Annotated in this window: 19 protein-coding genes; 11 read left to right on the forward strand and 8 right to left on the reverse strand. The window is 68.0% G+C overall.

Features of this window, described 5'->3' with window-relative positions; all coding sequences use genetic code 11:
• Nucleotides 1-153: 153 nt before the first annotated feature.
• Both V5D55_RS07665 and V5D55_RS07670 read left to right on the forward strand, forming a co-directional pair.
• Entirely contained in the window at nt 154-735 is a 582-nt protein-coding gene (locus V5D55_RS07665; RefSeq protein WP_435748803.1) for a hypothetical protein, read from the forward strand.
• A 304-nt stretch (nt 736-1,039) separates the two neighbouring features.
• Nucleotides 1,040-2,467 (forward strand): restriction endonuclease, encoded by a 1,428-nt coding sequence (locus V5D55_RS07670; protein WP_435748804.1) that lies wholly within the window; start codon nt 1,040-1,042, stop codon nt 2,465-2,467.
• Between the two features lie 54 nt (nt 2,468-2,521).
• On the opposite strand, the gene V5D55_RS07675 is transcribed toward V5D55_RS07670, so the two are convergent.
• A protein-coding gene (locus V5D55_RS07675) for an IS3 family transposase (RefSeq protein WP_435748805.1) occupies nt 2,522-3,714 on the reverse strand; the annotation gives its coding sequence in 2 pieces (ribosomal slippage) (nt 2,522-3,427 and nt 3,430-3,714; 1,191 coding nt in all).
• 593 nt (nt 3,715-4,307) lie between these two features.
• Here V5D55_RS07675 and V5D55_RS07680 point away from each other — a divergent pair.
• From V5D55_RS07680 to V5D55_RS07690, 3 genes are all read left to right on the forward strand, one after another.
• Complete coding sequence (locus tag V5D55_RS07680; protein WP_435748806.1) at nt 4,308-4,676, forward strand: ArsR/SmtB family transcription factor; 369 nt, start codon at nt 4,308-4,310, stop codon at nt 4,674-4,676.
• A gap of 1 nt (nt 4,677) precedes the next feature.
• Complete coding sequence (locus V5D55_RS07685) at nt 4,678-5,655, forward strand: SRPBCC family protein (protein WP_435748807.1); 978 nt, start codon at nt 4,678-4,680, stop codon at nt 5,653-5,655.
• A gap of 171 nt (nt 5,656-5,826) precedes the next feature.
• The gene (locus V5D55_RS07690; RefSeq protein WP_435748808.1) at nt 5,827-7,200 is read left to right on the forward strand and encodes an FAD-dependent oxidoreductase; all 1,374 of its coding nucleotides are present in this window, start codon (nt 5,827-5,829) and stop codon (nt 7,198-7,200) included.
• Here the strand turns inward: V5D55_RS07690 and V5D55_RS07695 are convergent.
• The 6 genes from V5D55_RS07695 to V5D55_RS07720 form a co-directional block, all read right to left on the reverse strand.
• Entirely contained in the window at nt 7,182-7,838 is a 657-nt protein-coding gene (locus tag V5D55_RS07695) for a Pr6Pr family membrane protein (protein ID WP_435748809.1), read from the reverse strand. The two genes, V5D55_RS07690 and V5D55_RS07695, sit on opposite strands and share 19 nt — an antisense overlap.
• A gap of 114 nt (nt 7,839-7,952) precedes the next feature.
• A complete protein-coding gene (locus V5D55_RS07700) occupies nt 7,953-8,699 on the reverse strand; it encodes a ribonuclease H family protein (protein WP_435748810.1) in 747 nt (248 codons plus the stop codon).
• A gap of 51 nt (nt 8,700-8,750) precedes the next feature.
• The gene (locus V5D55_RS07705) at nt 8,751-8,975 is read right to left on the reverse strand and encodes a hypothetical protein (RefSeq protein ID WP_435748811.1); all 225 of its coding nucleotides are present in this window, start codon (nt 8,973-8,975) and stop codon (nt 8,751-8,753) included.
• A gap of 87 nt (nt 8,976-9,062) precedes the next feature.
• The gene (locus V5D55_RS07710; RefSeq protein ID WP_435748812.1) at nt 9,063-9,326 is read right to left on the reverse strand and encodes a hypothetical protein; all 264 of its coding nucleotides are present in this window, start codon (nt 9,324-9,326) and stop codon (nt 9,063-9,065) included.
• 71 nt (nt 9,327-9,397) lie between these two features.
• Nucleotides 9,398-9,712, reverse strand: a complete 315-nt coding sequence (locus V5D55_RS07715) for a protealysin inhibitor emfourin (RefSeq protein WP_435748813.1) — start codon at nt 9,710-9,712, stop codon at nt 9,398-9,400.
• Nucleotides 9,687-10,757 carry a M4 family metallopeptidase gene (locus V5D55_RS07720; protein WP_435748814.1) on the reverse strand — a complete coding sequence of 357 codons (1,071 nt, stop codon included), beginning with the start codon at nt 10,755-10,757 and terminating at the stop codon, nt 9,687-9,689. Before V5D55_RS07720 ends, V5D55_RS07715 begins: the two co-directional genes overlap by 26 nt.
• Nucleotides 10,758-10,982: 225 nt before the next feature.
• Here V5D55_RS07720 and V5D55_RS07725 point away from each other — a divergent pair, with 225 nt between their 5' ends.
• The gene (locus V5D55_RS07725) at nt 10,983-12,206 is read left to right on the forward strand and encodes a hypothetical protein (protein WP_435748815.1); all 1,224 of its coding nucleotides are present in this window, start codon (nt 10,983-10,985) and stop codon (nt 12,204-12,206) included.
• Between the two features lie 49 nt (nt 12,207-12,255).
• The gene (locus V5D55_RS07730) at nt 12,256-13,464 is read left to right on the forward strand and encodes a hypothetical protein (protein WP_435748816.1); all 1,209 of its coding nucleotides are present in this window, start codon (nt 12,256-12,258) and stop codon (nt 13,462-13,464) included.
• A gap of 181 nt (nt 13,465-13,645) precedes the next feature.
• Here V5D55_RS07730 and V5D55_RS07735 read toward each other — a convergent pair whose 3' ends face one another.
• Entirely contained in the window at nt 13,646-14,005 is a 360-nt protein-coding gene (locus tag V5D55_RS07735) for a hypothetical protein (protein WP_435748817.1), read from the reverse strand.
• A 149-nt stretch (nt 14,006-14,154) separates the two neighbouring features.
• On the opposite strand from V5D55_RS07735, the gene V5D55_RS07740 reads away from it, so the two are divergent.
• Genes V5D55_RS07740 through V5D55_RS07755 form a run of 4 tightly spaced genes read left to right on the forward strand, consistent with a single transcriptional unit; the run spans nt 14,155 to nt 19,107 of the window.
• Complete coding sequence (locus tag V5D55_RS07740) at nt 14,155-15,465, forward strand: ABC transporter substrate-binding protein (RefSeq protein ID WP_435748818.1); 1,311 nt, start codon at nt 14,155-14,157, stop codon at nt 15,463-15,465.
• A 5-nt stretch (nt 15,466-15,470) separates the two neighbouring features.
• Nucleotides 15,471-16,433, forward strand: coding sequence for a carbohydrate ABC transporter permease (locus tag V5D55_RS07745; protein WP_435748819.1), 963 nt, complete (start codon nt 15,471-15,473; stop codon nt 16,431-16,433).
• A complete protein-coding gene (locus tag V5D55_RS07750) occupies nt 16,430-17,377 on the forward strand; it encodes a carbohydrate ABC transporter permease (protein ID WP_435748820.1) in 948 nt (315 codons plus the stop codon). The genes V5D55_RS07745 and V5D55_RS07750 overlap by 4 nt, the downstream gene beginning before the upstream one ends.
• Complete coding sequence (locus tag V5D55_RS07755) at nt 17,377-19,107, forward strand: amylo-alpha-1,6-glucosidase (protein ID WP_435748821.1); 1,731 nt, start codon at nt 17,377-17,379, stop codon at nt 19,105-19,107. Before V5D55_RS07750 ends, V5D55_RS07755 begins: the two co-directional genes overlap by 1 nt.

Here is a 19,107-nt window from a genome sequence, read left to right on the forward strand (position 1 = left end):
CGAGACGATGGGCATGGGGTACCAGCGTCAGAGTACCGCGCACTCTTCGATTCGAAGGCCCCTCTGCCTGACTCGACGTTTTGGGTCGGGAAGACGGCGATTGCTGGCGCATGGGGTGCCCGGGTGGTGCCTGTGTCGGTGCAGCCTGGCGGCGTGAGCGTTGACGCCGTCCCTCAGGGGTACGTGATGACCGTCACTGTCGGTGCGCTCGTTCTCTACGGCATCCGCTTCACGAGCCCGGAGCTCGCTGTCGAAGTGGACACCGGGTTTGGCTTCCCTGCCCTCTGGCCGGCGACAGCCGACGTCACGTGGCCCGCCGGCACGGAGGTGGACGGGCGTAACTATATGACTCTGGCGAACGCGCGGTCCCTGAGCGCACGGCAGAATGGGGTGGAAGTCGGACCATGGACTCCAGCTGTTGACCTGCCCCAAAGCGAGCACGTCGGCAACCTCGTCAAGCTTCCCGTGATGTGCGGCAAGCACCACGTGTTCTATCCAGCCTCCCTCGTTGCCGAGGCCCAGCGTGGGAGGTTCTACTACTTCGCCACAGTCTGCGAATGCCCACATGCATACCTTCTCGAGACACACGACCGCGGTGTGCGCTGCATTGATGCCGATGACTCTGATGTCATCGATGAACGGTACGAATCTCTGCCAGGCGATGAGTGGACCATCGACTCCGCGTTCTGGGTGAAATCGGTCACTGCGGCAGGACCTGGCACGCCTCTTCGCTGACGGGTGGAGGTGGCGCCTTCTCGCACAGCGATCTCACCGGTCGCGTTGATAGCGGCGGAGCTGGGCGCGATGGTCGACCAGGTACTGCTCGATGGCGAATCTCACCTGCTGGGCTAATGTCGCCATCGGATTTCGCACCACGAGCTCGCGTTCCTTCTGGAAGCGGCTCTCGGATCTGACAGATCTCCACCAGATCGCCCATATTCCGGTGCATCCCCGTGCCTAGGGGCCATCATGGTGACGTAGCTGGAGCCAACCGCAACCGCTTCGGCATCGCTTGATGCCGACAATCTGGGGAGACCACATGCTGATCCTGGGCGTGACAGCCGACGACAAAGGCACACAACTCGAGTCGTTGGTGAAGTCGGTTCTACTTTCTCAGGGATACGCAGATGTGCGCACCAACGTCGTCACCGCTGGCGGGAACGAGCTGGACATCACCGCAGTCCGTTCCGACCCGGTTGTCACGTCCTCTCACGACACTCCTCTGCTCGGCGAGGCTAAGGCATACGCCGATGCCGTGTCGACTCCCGCGTGGCAGCGCTTCCTCGGGAAGATGCTCCTCGCGCGGCTGGACAAGCCGCATACGCATGGCCTGTTTATCGCGCTCAACGGTGTCAATGGCAACGTGCGAGGCAGCTTCGACCATCTGCGAGAGCGCGAGAGTGCCATCACAATCGTTGACGGTGATGACCTTCTCACAAGGGCAATCGAGGCACACGAAGCAGCGACGGAAGCACGCATTCTCGAGCGCGCGGTTGAGCAGTTTTCAAAGAGCCCCACCCGTATACAAGCCGCTTACTATGGCGGCGGCTACCTGTGGGTGCTCCACTGGGATTCTCGAAGCTACTCGATCATGGATGGACGGGGGGCGCTGATGTCGGCGGGACGGGTCGAGCAGCTCCGCCCTGCCCTCGAGGCCTCGATCACCGGCAGCCTCGTGGCCTATGCGGAGGCCCTTGCTGCGGTCGAAGAGCTCCATCGGGCACGCGTGGAGGTCATCAGTAGTCTCCTGCAAGGCGCTGCCCTACCGGGCGATATCCCGGACGGAGTCCTCGACGAGCTTCGCGCCGAACCGTTCTGTACCGCCGTCGGTGAGGACGGCATCGCCTTGACCGATCCGGCAGAGTTGGACCCGGAGGCAATCACGCGCTTCTTCCTGAGCATGTTCCAACACAGGCTGCACGTCGATGTCTTGTCGTTCATGACCAACGGTCACCATCTCGCCCACCTCAATCGACTCATCGACGTGCTTCCTAAGATCCATCCATGGCTTCCCGACCCCGAGGACCTGGCAGAGCGGTTGCGGACCATCGCGCCGTCATTCCCCAGCGTGTGGACGGTGATCTCGACGCCCCTCGCGTATACCTCACTCGACGACGACCCCACGCCTCAGACCGCCGAGATGCAACGCCACGTCCTCACCGAAGCAATCATCGAAGCCATCCGTGGCGACTTCGCAAACGTTGCTCTGCGTGGATACCTACACGATGTCCTCGGCGTCGCTGAGCTCGAAGACGAGACGACATTGTCCGTGAAGTCCGAAACAGGCCCGCTCGGAAAGCTCGACGTCCATACCCGTCTGCGGATCGGGCGTCTCGACGATGAACTTGTCGGCGAGGCGGGCACCCGTCATGTCGTGATCCGTCTCCTGCCGGACATTGCTGAGCCTTGGGAACCGGTGCGGACCCGCCGAACTGTCGAAGAGGAAACCGAGCTACCGATGAACTAGCCGGCGGAGACAGATGAGGGAGGGGAGTGCTGCACGGATTGGTGACAGGTAAAGTCACGCCGCCAGTGCGACGGTCGTGTTCATGATGGTCTCGAACTCGATGGGCGTCAAACGGCCCAGGCGGGCCTGTCGGCGACGGCGGTGGTAGGTCCGTTCGATCCAGGTCACGATCGCGATGCGCAGCTGCTCGCGGGTGGTCCAGGAGCGGCGGTCGAGGACGTTCTTCTGCAGGAGTGCGAAGAAGCTCTCCATGGCCGCGTTGTCTCCGCTCGAGCCGACCCGACCCATCGACCCGACCATGCGGTGACCGGTCAGTGCGCGCAGGAACTTCCGGCTTCGAAACTGAGATCCTCGGTCCGAATGGACCACGCAGCCGGCGACGTCACCGCGCATGGCGACAGCGTTCTCGAGCGCTTGGACAGCCAAAAGGGACTTCATCCGGGAGTCGATCGAGTACCCGACGATCCGACCTGAGAACGCGTCTTTGATCGCGCAACAGTAGAGCTTGCCTTCTGCTGTCTTGTGCTCCGTGATGTCCACGAGCCAGAGCTCGTTCGGAGCATCAGCCGCGAACACGTGCCGTGTCCTGCCGTGCTCGTCGACCATCGTGCAAAGGTCGTCGTGGACGGGCGGGCCGGGCTTGCGGCCGTTGCGGCCTCGTTTCTTCCCGAACGCGCTCCACCAGCCGTTGCTCGCGGTGATCCGCCACGCGGTCCGGTCCGACATCGCTTCGCCGGCATCGCGGGCCTCGTCCGCAAGGAGCCGGTGCCCGAACTCGGGGTCATCCTGATGAGCGTCGAACAGCGCGTTCGCGCGATATGCCTCGACCACCTCGCTGGGGGTGATCGGGGAAGCCCACCAGCGGTAGTAAGGCTGGCGGGAGAGCTTGAGCACCCGACACGTCACCGCGACGGGGACTCCGTCAGCGGCGAGCTCCGTCACGAGCGGGTAGAACCTTTTCCCGGCAGATTCGCCTGCGACAGATACGCCGCCGCCCGCCTCAGCACCTCGTTCTCCTGCTCGAGGAGCCGGATCCGTTTCCGCGCCTCACGCAGCTCGGCGCCCTCGACACGGGACTGGCCAGGCTTGGCGCCCTCATCGATATCGGCGCGACGCATCCACTTCTGCAGCGTCATCGGGTGGCCCCCGAAGTCTTTCGCGATCTGCTCGATCGTCACTCCGGGCTCGCGGTTTCTCGCGACGCGCACGACGTCGTCACGGAACTCGGACGGGTAAGGCTTAGGCACAGCAACATCCTTCCAGGCCCACCCCTGCGGGCAAGCCAGATCAGATGTCACCTATCCGTGCAGCAGTCCCGTTCCCGGCGCTCTTCCTGTGACTCGCACCAGACATGAGACCTGGTGCGCTGCCAGTAGTACATCGCTGGCGTGAACCGGTGACGAACGCCCACCGAGCTTCGCACGCGAGCGGGATCAATCTCTACCCAGTTCAACTCCCCGAGGGTTCGGTCTGCGACCCCCCATTCGTGACCGCGCGTCCGAGCGTCGCTTTTGCTCGACCCCCGAACCCAGTGCAATTCGGTGTGCGTTGTCCTCGGTCGCGGAGAGATACGCCATGCCTCTACTACAGGCCTCATTCCAGCCCCCTTGAGGGTCGTCGTCATCGACCCTGGGTCAAGTTGCGAGAGCGTCGTTGCTTCGCTTGCGGGAGATACTCCTTTCAGGTAGCTGCCCGGGACGTCAAGGACACGGCATGTCGTGACACTTCGTGTCAGGGAGGTGCGCTGGAGTGTCAGCTAAAGCGTGTTTGTGTCACGCGAACGTGTAGTCGACATCCGACCCCTTGACACGGCGCCCGCTTCGCCATAACCTACAACCAAATGGTTGTACAAAGAGAACTCAGCGAAGCGGAGGTCGACCGTGTGTTCCACGCATTGGCGACGTCGACCCGGCGCGACATCCTGCGCCGGACGATCGAGCGGGAGCAGTCCGTCTCGACCCTCGCCTCCGAATACGAGATGTCGTTCGCCGCGGTGCAGAAGCACGTGTCCGTGCTCGAAGCCGCGAACCTCATCGTCAAGCGCGCCGAGGGACGCGAGCGGCTCGTCCGCGCGAACCCCGAGATGATCGCCCGCGCCAGGGCGCTCCTCGCCCGATACGAAGAGCTGTGGCGGTCGCGCATCGCCCGGCTCGACGACCTGCTGGCTGAGCCAGCGCCCACGCAGAACGAACCCAAGGAAGAAGACTGACATGCCTGTGACCGACGTCATCACCGACACCGAAAATCTGACCATGACGGTCATCGCCGACCTCGCTGCACCCGTCGAGCGGGTCTGGAACGCCTACACCGACCCGGCGCAGCTCGAGCGCTTCTGGGGTCCTCCCGGATGGCCGGCGACCTTCACCCACTGGGACCACACCGTGGGCGGCACGGCCAACTACACGATGAACGGACCCCGCGGCGAGCAGTCCTCCGGCACGTGGGAGTTCATCGAGATCGACAGCCCGCGCAGCTTCTCCGTCCTCGACGCCTTCGCCGATGAGGACGGGAAGCCGAACGCCGACCTGCCCTCGATGCGGATGACGTTCACCTTCGCCCCGTCCGAGACGGGCACCCGCATGGTCAACACGAGCTACTTCTCGTCGATCGAGGCGCTCGAAGAGATCGTCGCCATGGGTGCGGTCGAGGGCACGAAGCAGGCGATGGCGCAGCTCGACGCCGTGCTGCAGGATCTCCGCGACTATGCGCAGGGCAAGGGTACGGTCGTCGAGATCCTCGACGACACCCACGTGCGCATCACCCGCCTGGTCGAGGGTCCGCGCGAGCTGGTCTGGCGGGCCCACAACGACCCCGAGCTGATGAAGCAGTGGCTGCTCGGCCCCGACGGCTGGGAGATGACGGAGTGCGTCGTCGCCACCGAGGTCGGCCAGAGCTACCGCACCTCGTGGGCGCCGATCGGCGACACCGAGGGTCAGGCGTTCGGGTTCGAGGGCGAGGCCCTGCTGATCGACGGCCCGCGCCGGTCGGTGCAGACCGAGCGGATGGTCGGGATGCCGGTCGAGACGCTCAACGACCTGAACCTGTACGAGGAGGATGGTGCGACCCTCATCACGCTCTTCATCGAGTACCCCGATGCCGAGACGCGCGACATGATCCTCGCCACCGGCATGGCCGACGGCATGGAGACGTCGTACGCCCGGCTCGAGAGGGAGCTGCTCGCCGTCTGAGTGTGCACAACTCAGCAAGAACCGGCCGATCCCGTTGCGGGTCGGCCGGTTTTTCGCGGGCAGGCGACCCGTTCCGCGGCGTTCTGGAGGAGTTGTGCACGCCGGTCGGAGGTGCCCCGACCCGCGGATGCTGTCGCCACCACCCCCGCGCCGGGATAAAGTGGCGACACGATGAGGATCACGCGCCGCACTCTGCTCATGGGCGCCGGAGTCGGCGCCGTCTCGGTGCTGCTGGCGTCATGCACTCCCGATCCCGAACCGACTCCGACCCCCACTCGCACCCGTGAGCCGCAGCCGCAGCCGGGCGTTCCGCAGCCGGCCGACAGCATGCGCAGCTCCTGGACGACCGACCCGTTCTCCTACGGCGCCGTCAGCTTCACCCCCGTCGGTGTGCTCGCCGAGACCCGCGAGCAGCTCGCCCGTCCGGTCGGCGCCCGCGTGTTCTTCGCGGGCGAGGCGACCGATGCGGATGAGCCCGGCACGATGCGCGGCGCGATCCGTTCCGGTGCGCGTGCCGCCGATGAGGTCGAGGACAAGGCCGAGCCAGGAGAGCGCGTCGCCGTCATCGGTGCGGGTCTCGCCGGTGCGACGGCGGCAGCCCGGCTCGCCGCGGCCGACCTCGAGGTCACGGTCTTCGAGGCGCGTGATCGCATCGGCGGCCGCATCCATTCCGTCACCGACGACTCCTGGCCGGTGCCCGTGCAGCTCGGCGCCTGGCTCTTCGGCGAGGCCGACGACGACCTTCGTCGGCGCATGGAGTCCTGGGACATCGGAGTGGTCGATCTCGCCGGTGCGCGGTGGCTCAGCCCCGAGGGCGACATCGATCCTGTCGACGTGCAGCCGCTGCAGGCCGCGATCGAGAAGGCGCAGGCGGCCGAGGCCGATATCCCGCTCTCGGAGGCGCTGGTCGAAGCGGGCGGAGACCCCGAAGACCCGTCGACCGCGGCGTTCCTCGCGTTCCTCGCGACGACGACGGGAGCGGATGCTGCGCAGCTCTCCAGCTGGTTCCCCCCGTTGCTCCCGGCGACCACGGGGGAGACCACGATGGAGGGAGCGCGCGACGACCTCACGCCTCTCGTGGAGGATGCGCTCGACGGGGTGAAGGTCTCCTTGTCCTCGCCGATCAGCCGCATCGCGCACGATGACACCGGCGTGAGCGTGCGCCTCGGCACCGGTGAGGCGCTGTCGTTCGATCGGATCATCGTGACCGTTCCGCTGGGCGTTCTGCAGGAGCAGGACATCGAGTTCTCTCCGGCGCTGCCGTTCGTCAACCGCACCGCGATCACCGCCCTCGGGATGGGGCGCATCGAGACGATCTGGCTCCGGTTCGACGAGGAATTCGGAGACTCCGACGCGGCGATCTGGCACACGGTCGGCGCCGATGTCTCCATCCGCACCTGGATCAACCTCCGCCCGGCGACGGGGGAGAACGTGCTGGTCGGGATCGTCGGTGGAGACGAGGCAGCGGAGTTCGCCGAGCTCGACGACACGGCCGCTCTCGAGTCGGCCATGGCGTCCCTCGCCGTCTACGCCCCCGCGGGCTGAGCGGCGCGCCACTTCTTCCGTGTCGGCATCCGGCTGATCAGCACGAGGGTCGCGGCCACCGCCGTGAAGGTCGCGAGGGCGATCCCGGAGAACGCGAGGAACTCGACCGGGCCGCTCACCTGTCGCGGGTCGAGGAAGTAGTACGGATACCACCCGATGAGCGGACCACGCCACAGCGTGAACACGCCCCAGATCAGCGGGTACGCCAGCGTGACCGGAACCACCCGCCAGGGCACGGAACGATGCCCGGGCGCGAGTGCCCAGGCGACGATCGTGCAGGCCGGAAGCCAGAAGTGCAGCACCTGATCCGACCACGGGACGTCGATGCGGATGCCGCGCTCGCCGCCCTGCCACACCATCACGGCGAATACGATCCCGGCGGTGATCGTCCAGGAGAGGACGAGCGCGAGCGCGACGGTGAGCCACCGCGGATCCTCCGCGCGCCGCAGCGCGATGACCCCCGCCACGATCAGCAGCACCACGAACGCGATGTTCGACTGGTTGGTGAGGTAGGCGAAGAAGTTCTGGCTGGCGATCGTGTTCGACGCCAGCCCCCAGCTCAGTCGATGGATCAGGGCGATCAGGCAGATGGCGGCCGAGCCGAGGCGGAGCAGGCCGAAGACGGTGCGCGCCTTCACCGCTGCGTCGCCGTCCGTTCCATCAGCCGAGTCTACGGAGCCGACGCGGGGAGCATCGCCTGCTCCGGCGCGACGCGCGACTCAGCAGCACGAGTGAAACGTGGTCGGGCCCGTTCAGATCAGGCGGCGGAGCGCCTCTTCGAGCGTCACGCCCTGCGCCTCGGCGCGATCGCGCAGGCGGGCATGCTCATCGCCGGAGAGCGCGAGGCGCACCTCGATCGGGTCGTCGTAGGGGGCGTCGAGTCCGTCGAGCAGATCGGATGCCTCGGCCCACAGCGGCTCAGCCGGCGCAGGAGTCGAGACCGTCGAGACCGTCGCGGCGGGAGCTTCGTTTGGAGCGGATGCCGCGCTCGCGGCGATCGGAACGGATGCTGCGACGGCAGCCCCGGCATCCGTCGCTCCGGCGAATCCGGGCCCGCGTTGCGGCTCCTGCTTGTTTTTGTACGCGGTCGCCGCCGCGTTGGCGCGCTCGTCGGCAGCCTCGTTCAGGTCGTCTCCCGCGTGCCCCTTGACCCAGGAGAACTGCACGTCGCGGCCACGCATAGCCTCATCGATGCCCTCGAGCAGGTCGCGGTTGAGCACGGGGCCCCCGTCGGACTTGCGCCATCCCTTGCGCTTCCAGCCCGGCATCCATTTGGTCACGGAGTCGATCACGTAGCGGCTGTCGCACCAGATGTGCAGCTTCTCGTCGGAGCCGGCCGTCGCCTTGAGCAGTTCGAGCACCGCCTGCAGCTCGCCCTGGTTGTTCGTGCCGTGCGGCGACCCGCCGGCCGCCCAGTTGTCGTCGTCGATGTACCAGGCCCACCCGTTGGGGCCGGGGTTGCCCAGGGCGGAGCCGTCTGCGGCGGCGGTGATCGTCATCCCTCCACCGTAGCTGCGGGCAGCGACGCTGCCGGACCGGTGTGACGGGTGTCAGCCCTCGTCGTCGTGCGGCTCGTGGTTCTCGATCGAGACAGCGGCGGGAGGAGGCGGCGCGACCGGGAAGACGATCGAGCTCACGTCGACGCCGAGCCCGAGCGCCATCGGGTCGACCACCGGGGCCTCCTCGAGCACGTCGGCGCCCTCGCGAACGAGGGGCTCAGACGGAAGCGTCCACTGGTTCTCTTCTTCGTCCTTGCGGTGCTGGAACAGTCCCATGGGCACCATTCTCTCCCGCCGTGCGGGGACTGCGGCCGGATTCACACCGGATTGACAATCGTCCGACGGCGGGAGCGCCCGCGAAGGTCAGGCGATCGTGCGGTAATGGAAGTAGTACCCGCTGGCGGTGAAGCCGCCCTGCTTCGGGTAGTACGTGCAGCCCTGGGTGATCTTCGTCCACGACGAGATGTAGCCGAGCTTCGCGCTCTCGCACGCGGCCTTCGTCGAGAACGGTCCGACGCCCCACTGGCTGCCCGCGGCCTGAGCCGGAGCCACCCCGCCGAACATCAGGACCCCGGCAACCAGCGCACCGGCGGCGACTGCGGACATCCGCTTCTTTGCAATAGTCATACGCGGATCGTAACCACCGCCGACCGCCGAGAGTAATGGGCAGAGCTGCCCCGGGAGGCCCCCGCGCCGGCTCAGTCCTCGCGTCGGGACGCCTCGCGGACGGCATCGACGAGAGCCCGCCAGGGGCCATCGACCGCCGAGTCGGTGAGTTCGCGTTCGCGCTGCTCGACGGGCGTCCGCGCGCGGATGTGCCACACGAATCGGTCGGCGCCGGTCTCGGCATCCGCCTCCTGGTCCCAGGGGCAGCTGTCGATGAGGGTGATCCAGTCGTCGGCGTCTGGCGCCTCCGCCTCCACCCGCCACTGACGACGGATGCCGGCGATCCCGCCTGTGCGCACCACCGCGATCACGACGCGCAGGTCAGTCGGTGGAGGGGACTCGCTCATCTTCATAGACTCCCACGGTGGTCCACGCACGTCGAGCGGCAGCTGCCGTCTCGTCGTCGACCTTCGCCGCGGCCTCGAGGGTCGCGTCGGCGAACTCCGTGAAGGTCGCGGTGCTCGAGAGGCCTCCGGTGAGGGCGCGGTACCAGACGGTGCCGGCGCGCTCCCAGGCGTTGCCGCCGAGGTCGATCGCGAACAGGGCGAACGCGCGGTTGGGGATGCCGGAGTTGATGTGCACCCCGCCGTTGTCTTCGGTCGTGCGCACGAAGTCGCTCATGTGCGCCGGCTGCGGGTCCTTGCCGAGCTCGTCGTCGTCATAGGCCGTTCCGGGTTCGATCATCGACCGCAGGGCGCTGCCCTCGACGGCCTCGGTGAAGATCTCGGCGCCGATGAGCCAGCTCGCCTGATCGGCCGTCTGCCCCTTCGCGTACTGCTCGGTCAGAGCACCGAACACATCGGCGATCGACTCGTTGAGCGCGCCCGGCTGACCCTGATACTCGAGGTTGGCGGTGTGCTGCACCATGCCGTGCGCGAGCTCGTGGCCGATGACCGTGGCGGACCCGGTGAACCCGCGGAAGACCTCGCCGTCGCCGTCGCCGAACACCATGCGCTCACCGTCCCAGAACGCGTTGTCGTAGTCGACGCCGTAGTGCACCGTCGCATCGAGGGGTGCCCCGGCGTCGTCGAGAGAATTGCGGCCGAAGGCCGTGAGGAGCATCTCGAACGTCGCCCCGAGGCCGTCGAACGCCTCGTTCGCCGAGGTATCGGCCACCGGACCGTCGTCTTCGCTGCGCACCACGATGCCGGGCAGCTCCTGCGTGTTGCCGGCATCGCTGATCGTGCGGTTCGGAGCATCGGAGAGCTGCGCGACCAGGTCGCCGTTCTCGTCGATCGAGAGGTCGATGCGCGCACGGAAGGGCGGCCGACCGGCCGTGAGCGTCTGCCGGGCGGCGGCCGCTGCCTTCGGGAAACGGCCCGACTCGGCCAGGCGCGCGAGCAGGTAGGAGGGGACGACCCCGTGACGATTTCCGAATGCTGTGCTGCTCATGCTGCGACCCTACGCCGGGGCGCCGACGTTGGCATCGGACGTTCGGCCACAGCGAATGCGACGTGCGCCCCGGAAGGAGAAGTGCGCCTCGCAAGGCCTGATTCGCCGCATCCGTCCTTATCGAGCGCACATGACCTTGCCGGGCGAGCGACGGCGACCCCCCGCTCGCCAGACCTATCCCCCCGATTTGATAGTGAGAATCGTTATCAATAAGGTGAGAGTTCTATGAGTACTTCCTTTCCTCGCCGCCTCGCACCCGCGGTCGTGCTCCTGCTCGGCATCCTCGCCGCGCCCGCCTGCGCGACGCCGGCTCCCCCGAAATCGGATGCTGCAACGTCCCCCGCATCCGATGGTCACGGCGTCGATGCTGGCGCCGCGGCGGAGGTCTCCGCGCCCGCCCTCGCCCTGGTCGTCGCCGATGAGAACGGCGAGATCACCCTGCTCGACCTCGCGACCGAGGATCGCACCGTGCTCGCCGAAGCGCGCGATGGCGTCGAGTCCGTCGAGAGCGACGGCCGCCTGGTCTACATCGCGCACGGCAGCGGCGCCGACACCTCCGTCGAGGTGATCGACACCGCGCGCTGGACTGTTCCCCACGGCGACCACACCCACTCCTTCCGCGGTGAGCCGCATCGCGTCGGCGCCCTCGACGGCGAGGGGGAGGCCCGCGTCACCGCCGGTGCGCAGCGCGCGACCGTGCACTTCGGCGACGGCGAGCTCGTCACGATCGCTCACGACGAACTCGACGACGGCCTCGACGACGCCCCACGCGACGCCGTCGACGCCGACGGGCCGGTCGTGCCCTTCGCCGAGCATCTCCTCGTCGCCACCGCCGACGCCACGATCGAGGTCGCCGACGCGACCGGCGTCACCGAGCCCGGATCCGCGACACCCTGCGCCCCGGCGACGGATGCCGACATCACGCGCGTCGGCGCCGTCGTCACCTGCGCCGAGGGCGCCGTGCTGTTCACCCGCGAGGTCGGCGGAGCCATCGAGGCGGAGACCCTCCCCCTCCCTGCAGGCGCCCCTGCCCCGGCGACCCTGTCCGGACGCGCCGACCGCCCCGACCTCGCCGGAGTCGCCGGCGATCAGGGTGCCTGGCTGCTCGATGTGCGTGAGCGCCACTGGACGCTGATCCCCACGGACGTACCGCTGCTGCGGGCATCCGCCCTCGGCGACGACGACAGTCGCACGGTCGCGATCGACGCCGACGGCCGCGTCCGCGTGCTCGCCCCCGACGGGACTGTGCTCGCCCGCACGGAGCCGCTGCTGGCAGCATCCGTCGCCGACCCCGCTCTGCGCGCTCGCGTGCAACTCGTCGTCGACGCGACGCACGCCTACGTGACCGATCCCGCTGGCGGCGCCGTGATCGAGATCGCGATCGACGACGCGTCGGTCGCCCGCACGTTCTCCGACCTGGACCCCTGGCTCCTCCGGCACGTCGGCTGACCCCGCCCGCAACCACACCTGCACGCACCACAGAAGAAAGAGAGACACCATGTCCCGACCTGTACGCAGCCGCCTCGCGGCCGGCGCACTCGCCGCACTCGCGGTCGCCGCGCTCGCCGGATGCGCGACCGCTTCCCCCGCGGCATCCGGAGGATCAGCCGCGCCCGACGACACGCACGAAGGCGACACCCGCGTCGCCGTGACCTATGACGGGGGTGTCCTCGTGCTCGACGGCGAGACCCTCGAGACCGTCGACCAGGTCGAACTCGACGGCTTCCTGCGGGTGAACGGCGCCGGCGACCACGACGGCCACGTCTTCATCACCGCGGAAGACGGGTTCCACGTGCTCGACTCCGGTCTCGCATCCGGAACCGTCGAGTTCACCGGCGAGGTGTTCGAGGCGACCGCCGCCGGGCACGTCACCCCGCACGGCGGACGGACGGCCCTGTTCGACGACGGCACCGGCGACGTGCGCATCTTCGACACGGATGCCGTCGGCACCGGCACCCTTCCCGAGTTCGACACGATCACCTCGGATGCCGCGCACCACGGCGTCGCGATCGAACTCACCGACGGCACGACGCTGTCGACGATCGGCACCGAAGAGGCGCGCACCGGCGTGCGGCACCTCGCCGCCGACGGCACGGAACTCGCGCGCAACGAGCAGTGCCCGAGCGTGCACGGAGAGGGTGCGCTCAAGGGCGAGGCCGTGATGTTCGGCTGCGAGGACGGCGTGCTGCTGTTCGCCGACGGAGCGTTCACGAAGCTCGACGCCCCCGACGAGTTCGGCCGCACGGGCAACGCCTACGTCACCGACACCAGCGCGATCGCCTTCGGCGACTACAAGACCGATCCGGATGCCGAGGGCTACCTGCTCTCGCAGCTCGTGCGCATCGACACCGACGCGCAGAAGCTCTCGGTCATCGACCTGCCCGACGGCGTCGAGTACACCTGGCGCGGGGTCGGCCGGGATGCGCACGGTGACGTCGTCGTGCTCGGAGCCGACGGCACCCTCTCCCTGCTCGACGAGACCGGTGAGGTCATCGACCAGTGGGACGTCATCGAGCCGTGGGAGAGCCCGACGGAGTGGCAGCAGCCGCACCCGGGCCTTCACGTCGTGGGCGACATCGCGTACGTGACGGAGCCGGCGGCCGAGCGGATCCTCGCGATCGACCTGCACACCGGCGAAGAGGTCGCTTCGGCCACGCTCGACGTCGTGCCGAACGAGTTCGCGGTGGTCGGCGCAGCCGGTCGCTGAGAGAGTCCGAAGGGCGGGTCCGCGGGTGGCGGCCCGCCCTTCGGCGTGTGCGGCTGTCCCGATCTGCGCACGGTGTCCCGATCTGCGGATGCTTCTGGGCAGAACGTGCGCGAATCGGGACAAGCTCCGCAGATCGGGCGGGGCAGGGATGGGCCGGGCGGGGTCGGGCAGGGCGGGGGCGTCAGTCGCGGTCGATGCTCAGCACCGTGGTGCGCATGCCGTCGGACTCGTACTGCACCGGCATCCCGGGGTGCGTGATCGAGAACCAGAAGACGCCGTCGTCGGTGTCGTACTTCCGGCAGGTCAGGTCGCCGAGGGGTGTGGTGAGCGACACGGTCGAGACGCTCGTCGTGGCGGCGTCGAACGCGGCGTGTCCCTGCAGTTCGGCCCAGGTGACGCGGCTCGACACGACCGCTTTGGGGTCGTCAGCGTCCCAGCGGTCGAGGGTCGCGCCCTCGGCATCCGTCTCCCGGAACCGGTTGACGTGCTCGCCGAGCGGGAGGAGTCCAGGTCCGAGCACGTGCGGGTCAGTGGCGTCCATCCGGCCATTCTCCGCTCCTCGGCGCAGCGGCGCGAGCGAGCACGGCTTCCCGACGGCATCTTGACAGGATTGCGTTCTGTATACAGAATACGAGAGAGCCCTGAGGGGTGTTCCCGACACGATCTTCCAATGATGAAAGAGGTAGCGAGATGGCACGTGCGAACGTGACGCGGTATCTGGCACTGGGTGCCGCCGGCGCTCTGGCACTGGGACTCGCCGCGTGCAGCGGCGGCGCAGGAGGCGGCGGTGGCGTCGACGCCGACGGCAACGCCACGGTCGTCTGGTCCACCTGGGGGACCGCCGACGAACTGACCCGCTACGAGGAGTTCAACAAGGACTTCATGAAGCGGCACCCCGACATCAAAGTCAAGCTGCAGCCCGTCGCCGACTACGGCGACTACCACTCCAAGCTGCTCGCGCAGCTCACCAGCAATACGGCCCCCGACGTCTTCTACGTCGGCGACGACAAGATCGGCCAGTTCGTCGACTCGAAGCGCCTGATGCCACTGAGCGACCTGATGGACTCGAAGGACAGCAAGACCAAGAAGGACGACTTCTTCCCCGGGCTCTTCGGCGCGGCCGAGAACGACGGCGAGGTCTACGCCGCCCCGAACGACTCGAACCCCGACGTGTTCTGGTACGACAAGCAGGCGCTCGCCGCGGCCGGCATCACCGAGGATCCGGCGACCCTGGCCGAGAACGGGGAGTGGACGACCGACACCTTCCTCGAGATGAACGCGAAGCTCCACGACGCCGGCCTCACCGGAACGATGTACTGGAACTACTGGGCCACGCACTGGAGCTGGCTGTCATCGCAGGGCCTCGACGCCCCGTACGACGACTCCGGCGCTTTCGTCGCGAACAAGGATGCCGACACGGTCGAGTCCGTGCAGCAGCTCGGCGACCTGTTCGCCGACGGGACCTTCGTCGTGGCCGACAGCCTGCCCGACGGCGCCGGCGCCGACAGCGTCTTCGTGACGCACAAGGCCGGCTTCTTCGTGCAGGGCCGTTACACGATCGGCACCGTCGATGCGACGGGCGAGCAGGACAGCTACGACATCGTGCCCTGGCCGACCCCGGACGGCGAAGCTGCCCCCACCGGTGTGGCGACGAGCTTCCTCGCGATCAACGGCAAGACCAAAGTGAAGGATGCCGCGTTCACCTTCTGGACCGAGTTCCTCTCCGCCGAGGGGCAGACGTTCCGCCTCCAGGGCGGCGGCAACGCGGTCCCGTCGATCAAGGGCGCCGACGACGTCGTGCTCGAGGGTGACTACCCGGCCCACGCGCAGACGTTCCTCGACATGCGCGACATCGGCTTCGAGGACTACCCCGCCGAGGCCATGGTCCCCGGCCTGCCGACCGCCATCGCCGACGAGTTCCTGAAGCTCTACCAGGGCAAGGCCGACGCGCAGACGACGCTCGACACCATCGCCGACGTGGTCAAGGAACGGTCGGAGTAAGAGGAGTGACCACTCTCACCGAGAACGGACGGATGCCGCAGGCCAGCCCTGCGGCATCCGTCCCGCCCCTGCGCAAGGAGGCGCTCTGGCGCCGCCGCGATCGCCTGTGGGGGTACGTCTTCGTCGGCCCGCAGATGATCGGCATGGGGCTGTTCGTGGTGCTGCCGTTCGCCGCCAGCCTGGTGCTGGCGTTCGCGGACTGGGACGGGCTGACGGATCTCACCTGGGTGGGCTTCGCCAACTTCGTCGACCAGCTGCAGGATCCGCTGCTCGGCCGCGCCATCCTGAACACGCTGTTCATCGCGATCGTCACGGTGCCGATCGGTCTCGGTCTCTCGGTGATCGTGGCCGTCGCGCTGGAGAAGCTGAAGACGCGCACGCTCTACCTGATCCTCTTCTTCGCGCCGGTCGTCACCTCGACGGTCGCGGTCGCGATGATCTGGCAGCAGATGTTCCGCGCCGACGGCCTGCTCTCCACGACGATCTCGAAGGTCTTCGGCATCACGCCGCCCGACTGGCTGCAGGATCCGAAGCTCGCGCTCCTCGCGGTCTGCATCGTCACCATCTGGTCGTCGATGGGCCTGAACGTCGTGATCTTCCTCGCCGGGCTGCAGAACATCTCGCCCTCGGTGATCGAGGCCGCGCGCATCGACGGTGCGGGGCCGTGGCGTCTGTTCGCCAGCATCCGCCTGCCGTTGCTCTCGCCGATCGTCTTCTTCTCGTCGGTCGTCGCGTTCATCTCTTCCCTGCAGACGTTCGACACGGTCTACGTGCTCGTGCAGGACGCCGGACCCGACAACGCGACCCGCACGATCGTCTACCACATCTTCGATCTGGGCTTCGGGCGGTTCGAGTTCGGGCCGTCGAGCGCCGCGAGCATCATCCTGCTCGTGCTCACCCTGATCATCACGGCGATCCAGTTCGGAGCGCAGAAGAAGTTCGTCCACTACGAGGATGACCCGGCATGAGCGCCCACACCCCGTCCCTGACGCAGCCGGCCGCCCCCGCGACCGACTCCACCATCGCGATCACCGCACCCGGCTACCGCCAGCGCGGCCGTGGCGGGCCCGGCGCCGACCGCGCGCGCCGCCGGTTCGGTGCGACCGCCCTGCACGTGGTGCTCGTCGTCGCCGGTATCGCGATGGTCTTCCCCTTCATCTGGATGCTGCTCACGTCGTTCAAGACGCTGCCGCAGCTGCTGAAGAATCCGCTCGAGTTCCTGCCGAGCCCGTGGACGTTCGACAACTACACCGAGGCGTGGAACGCGGTGCCGTTCGGGCAGGCGTACCTGAACAGCGGCTATATCGCCGTGCTGGTCGTCGCCGGCACGCTGATCACCGCGTCGATGGCCGGGTACGCGTTCGCGCGCATCCGCTTCCGAGGCAGCCGCGTGCTGTTCATCGTGTTCCTCGCGACGCAGATGATCCCGAAGCAGGTGACGCTCATCCCGTTCTACCTGCTGATGTCGAACCTCGGCTGGGTCGACTCGCACCTCGCGCTCATCGTGCCCGGCATCATCGCGAACCCGTTCGCGGTGTTCCTGATGCGGCAGTTCGTGCTCGCGCTGCCGCGGGAGCTGGAGGAGGCGGCCATCGTCGACGGCGCCGGACGCTGGCGCATCTTCTGGAGCGTGGTGCTGCCGAACCTGAAGCCGGGACTCGCGGCGCTCAGCATCATCGTCGCGCTCGATGTCTGGAATGCGTTCCTGTTCCCGCTCGTGCTGCTGAACTCGCCCGACCTGTTCACGGTTCCGCTGCTGCTGAACGCGTTCGAGAGCCAGCAGGGATCGGTCAACTACGGCCTCGTGATGGCGGCCTCCGCGATCGCGACCGTGCCGATGCTGATCGTCTTCGTGATCGGACAGCGGAAGATCCTCAACAGCATGGCCGCCTCGGGGTTGGGAGGGCGTTGATGACGGATGCCGCTGCTCTCGCGGGCCGCCACCTCGACCTGGTCTCCGCGCCGTTCACGCTCCCGCGCTCGCGCGTGCTCGTGTTCCGCGAGGGCGACGGCCTGCGCGTGCACACCTCCGAGTATGAGCGGCGGCTGGTGGAATGCCGGGTGCTGGATGGATTGACGGTGGTGGATGCCGCGGGGCAGGTGCTTCCGGTGGGGGAGGTGCTGCCGGGGAGGGTGACCTTCGGGGGCGTCCGGTCGCTGAGCGAGGAGCGGAGCGACGAGACGAAGGGCGCCCATCGTCTCGCTGCGCTCGCTCAGGAACCGGACGACGTCGAGGCCACCCTGACATTCGCCGACCCCTCGACGCTGAGCATCGGCCCTTCGTCAGGCGCAGGAACTCGAGATCTGCTCACCGTGCGGCTCGAACTCCCGGACGGCAGTGCGTGGCGGTATCCGCTCGGCGACGGCATCCGGATCCGCATCGCCGCCGACCGCTCGGTGACGGTCGAGCCCGGCGACCATGAGGCGGCGCTCGCCGCGACCGCTCGCGTCTGGGACGACTGGTTCGCGAGGTGCCCGGTCGTGCGCGACGACCTGCGGGAGATGACGGCGTTCTGCTGGTGGGTGCTCGGTGCGAACATCGTCGAGCTGCCCGCGCTGGGAGACGCGCGGGCGATCGTCCCGTCGAAGATCGGCTACGTCGGGCTCTGGCAGTGGGACGCCTACTTCATCGCGGTCGGCGTGCGGCACGGCGACCCCGAACTCGCGCGGGAGCAGCTCGAGATCGCCTTCCGGTTCCCGCAGCCCGATGGGCAACTGCCGGATGTGGTGCACGAGGAGGGCGTGCTCGCGACGAGCGACGATCTGCCCGAGAGCGACCGCGCCACCCTGCGTCGTGCCGGCTCGCAGATCGCCGATCCGAGTTCGCCCGTGCCGCTGACGAAGCCGCCGCTCGCGGCCTGGGCGCTGCGCAAGGTGCTCGAGGTCGAGGATGCGCCCGAGTGGGCGCGCGAGCAGCTGGCCCGAGTCATCCGCTCGCAGGACTGGTGGTTCACCGGCAGCGACCTCGATCACGACGGGATGCCGGAATACGGGCATCCGTACTCCTCCGGACTCGATGACAGTCCGATCTTCGACGGACCGCTGCCGACCGCGGCGCCCGACCTCGGCGCCTACCTGGTGCGACAGGATCGGGAGATCGCCGAGCTGCTCGCGCGGTACGCGCCGCCGATCGATGCCGCTCCTTTCCGGGCGCGGGCGGTGGCGACGCAGGAGCTGCTGCTGAAGATGTGGGATGCCGAACGCGGCCGGTTCCTCGCCACAGGCGGCGGCGAGGCGCAGCTCAGCGACACGATCGTCGGGCTGATGCCGTTGCTCACCGGGAGCCTGCCTGCGCCGATCGCCGAGGCGCTGCGCGCTGCGGTCGACGACCCCGGGCGGTTCGGCCTGGAGTGGGGACTGCCGACTGTGGCGGCATCCGATCCCGATTTCTCGAGCGAGCGGATGTGGCGGGGCCCGGTGTGGGTGAACACCAACGCGCTCATCGCGGAGGGGCTCGAGGCGTCGGGTTACGCCGAGCGTGCACGCGAGCTGCGCGAGCAGACCGTGGCGCTCGTGATCCACGGCGGCGGTCCGCACGAGTACTTCAACCCGCGCACCGGGCAGAAGGCCCGCACCGCGACGACCGCCTTCGGCTGGTCGGCCGCACTGTTCATCGACCTCGCAGTACAGCTCTCGCGCTGA

Source organism: Microbacterium sp. PMB16 (assembly GCF_051294855.1).
Lineage (GTDB): Bacteria > Actinomycetota > Actinomycetes > Actinomycetales > Microbacteriaceae > Microbacterium.

What these genes read in the sequence shown, in the direction of transcription:
- V5D55_RS07670 (WP_435748804.1), top strand. Translation starts at nt 1,040, where the DNA reads ATGCTGATCCTGGGCGTGACAGCCGACGACAAAGGCACACAACTCGAG.
- V5D55_RS07680 (WP_435748806.1), top strand. Translation starts at nt 4,308, where the DNA reads ATGGTTGTACAAAGAGAACTCAGCGAAGCGGAGGTCGACCGTGTGTTC.
- V5D55_RS07685 (WP_435748807.1), top strand. Translation starts at nt 4,678, where the DNA reads ATGCCTGTGACCGACGTCATCACCGACACCGAAAATCTGACCATGACG.
- V5D55_RS07690 (WP_435748808.1), top strand. Translation starts at nt 5,827, where the DNA reads ATGAGGATCACGCGCCGCACTCTGCTCATGGGCGCCGGAGTCGGCGCC.
- V5D55_RS07700 (WP_435748810.1), bottom strand. Translation starts at nt 8,699, where the DNA reads ATGACGATCACCGCCGCCGCAGACGGCTCCGCCCTGGGCAACCCCGGC.
- V5D55_RS07705 (WP_435748811.1), bottom strand. Translation starts at nt 8,975, where the DNA reads ATGGGACTGTTCCAGCACCGCAAGGACGAAGAAGAGAACCAGTGGACG.
- V5D55_RS07710 (WP_435748812.1), bottom strand. Translation starts at nt 9,326, where the DNA reads ATGACTATTGCAAAGAAGCGGATGTCCGCAGTCGCCGCCGGTGCGCTG.
- V5D55_RS07715 (WP_435748813.1), bottom strand. Translation starts at nt 9,712, where the DNA reads ATGAGCGAGTCCCCTCCACCGACTGACCTGCGCGTCGTGATCGCGGTG.
- V5D55_RS07720 (WP_435748814.1), bottom strand. Translation starts at nt 10,757, where the DNA reads ATGAGCAGCACAGCATTCGGAAATCGTCACGGGGTCGTCCCCTCCTAC.
- V5D55_RS07725 (WP_435748815.1), top strand. Translation starts at nt 10,983, where the DNA reads ATGAGTACTTCCTTTCCTCGCCGCCTCGCACCCGCGGTCGTGCTCCTG.
- V5D55_RS07730 (WP_435748816.1), top strand. Translation starts at nt 12,256, where the DNA reads ATGTCCCGACCTGTACGCAGCCGCCTCGCGGCCGGCGCACTCGCCGCA.
- V5D55_RS07735 (WP_435748817.1), bottom strand. Translation starts at nt 14,005, where the DNA reads ATGGACGCCACTGACCCGCACGTGCTCGGACCTGGACTCCTCCCGCTC.
- V5D55_RS07740 (WP_435748818.1), top strand. Translation starts at nt 14,155, where the DNA reads ATGGCACGTGCGAACGTGACGCGGTATCTGGCACTGGGTGCCGCCGGC.
- V5D55_RS07750 (WP_435748820.1), top strand. Translation starts at nt 16,430, where the DNA reads ATGAGCGCCCACACCCCGTCCCTGACGCAGCCGGCCGCCCCCGCGACC.
- V5D55_RS07755 (WP_435748821.1), top strand. Translation starts at nt 17,377, where the DNA reads ATGACGGATGCCGCTGCTCTCGCGGGCCGCCACCTCGACCTGGTCTCC.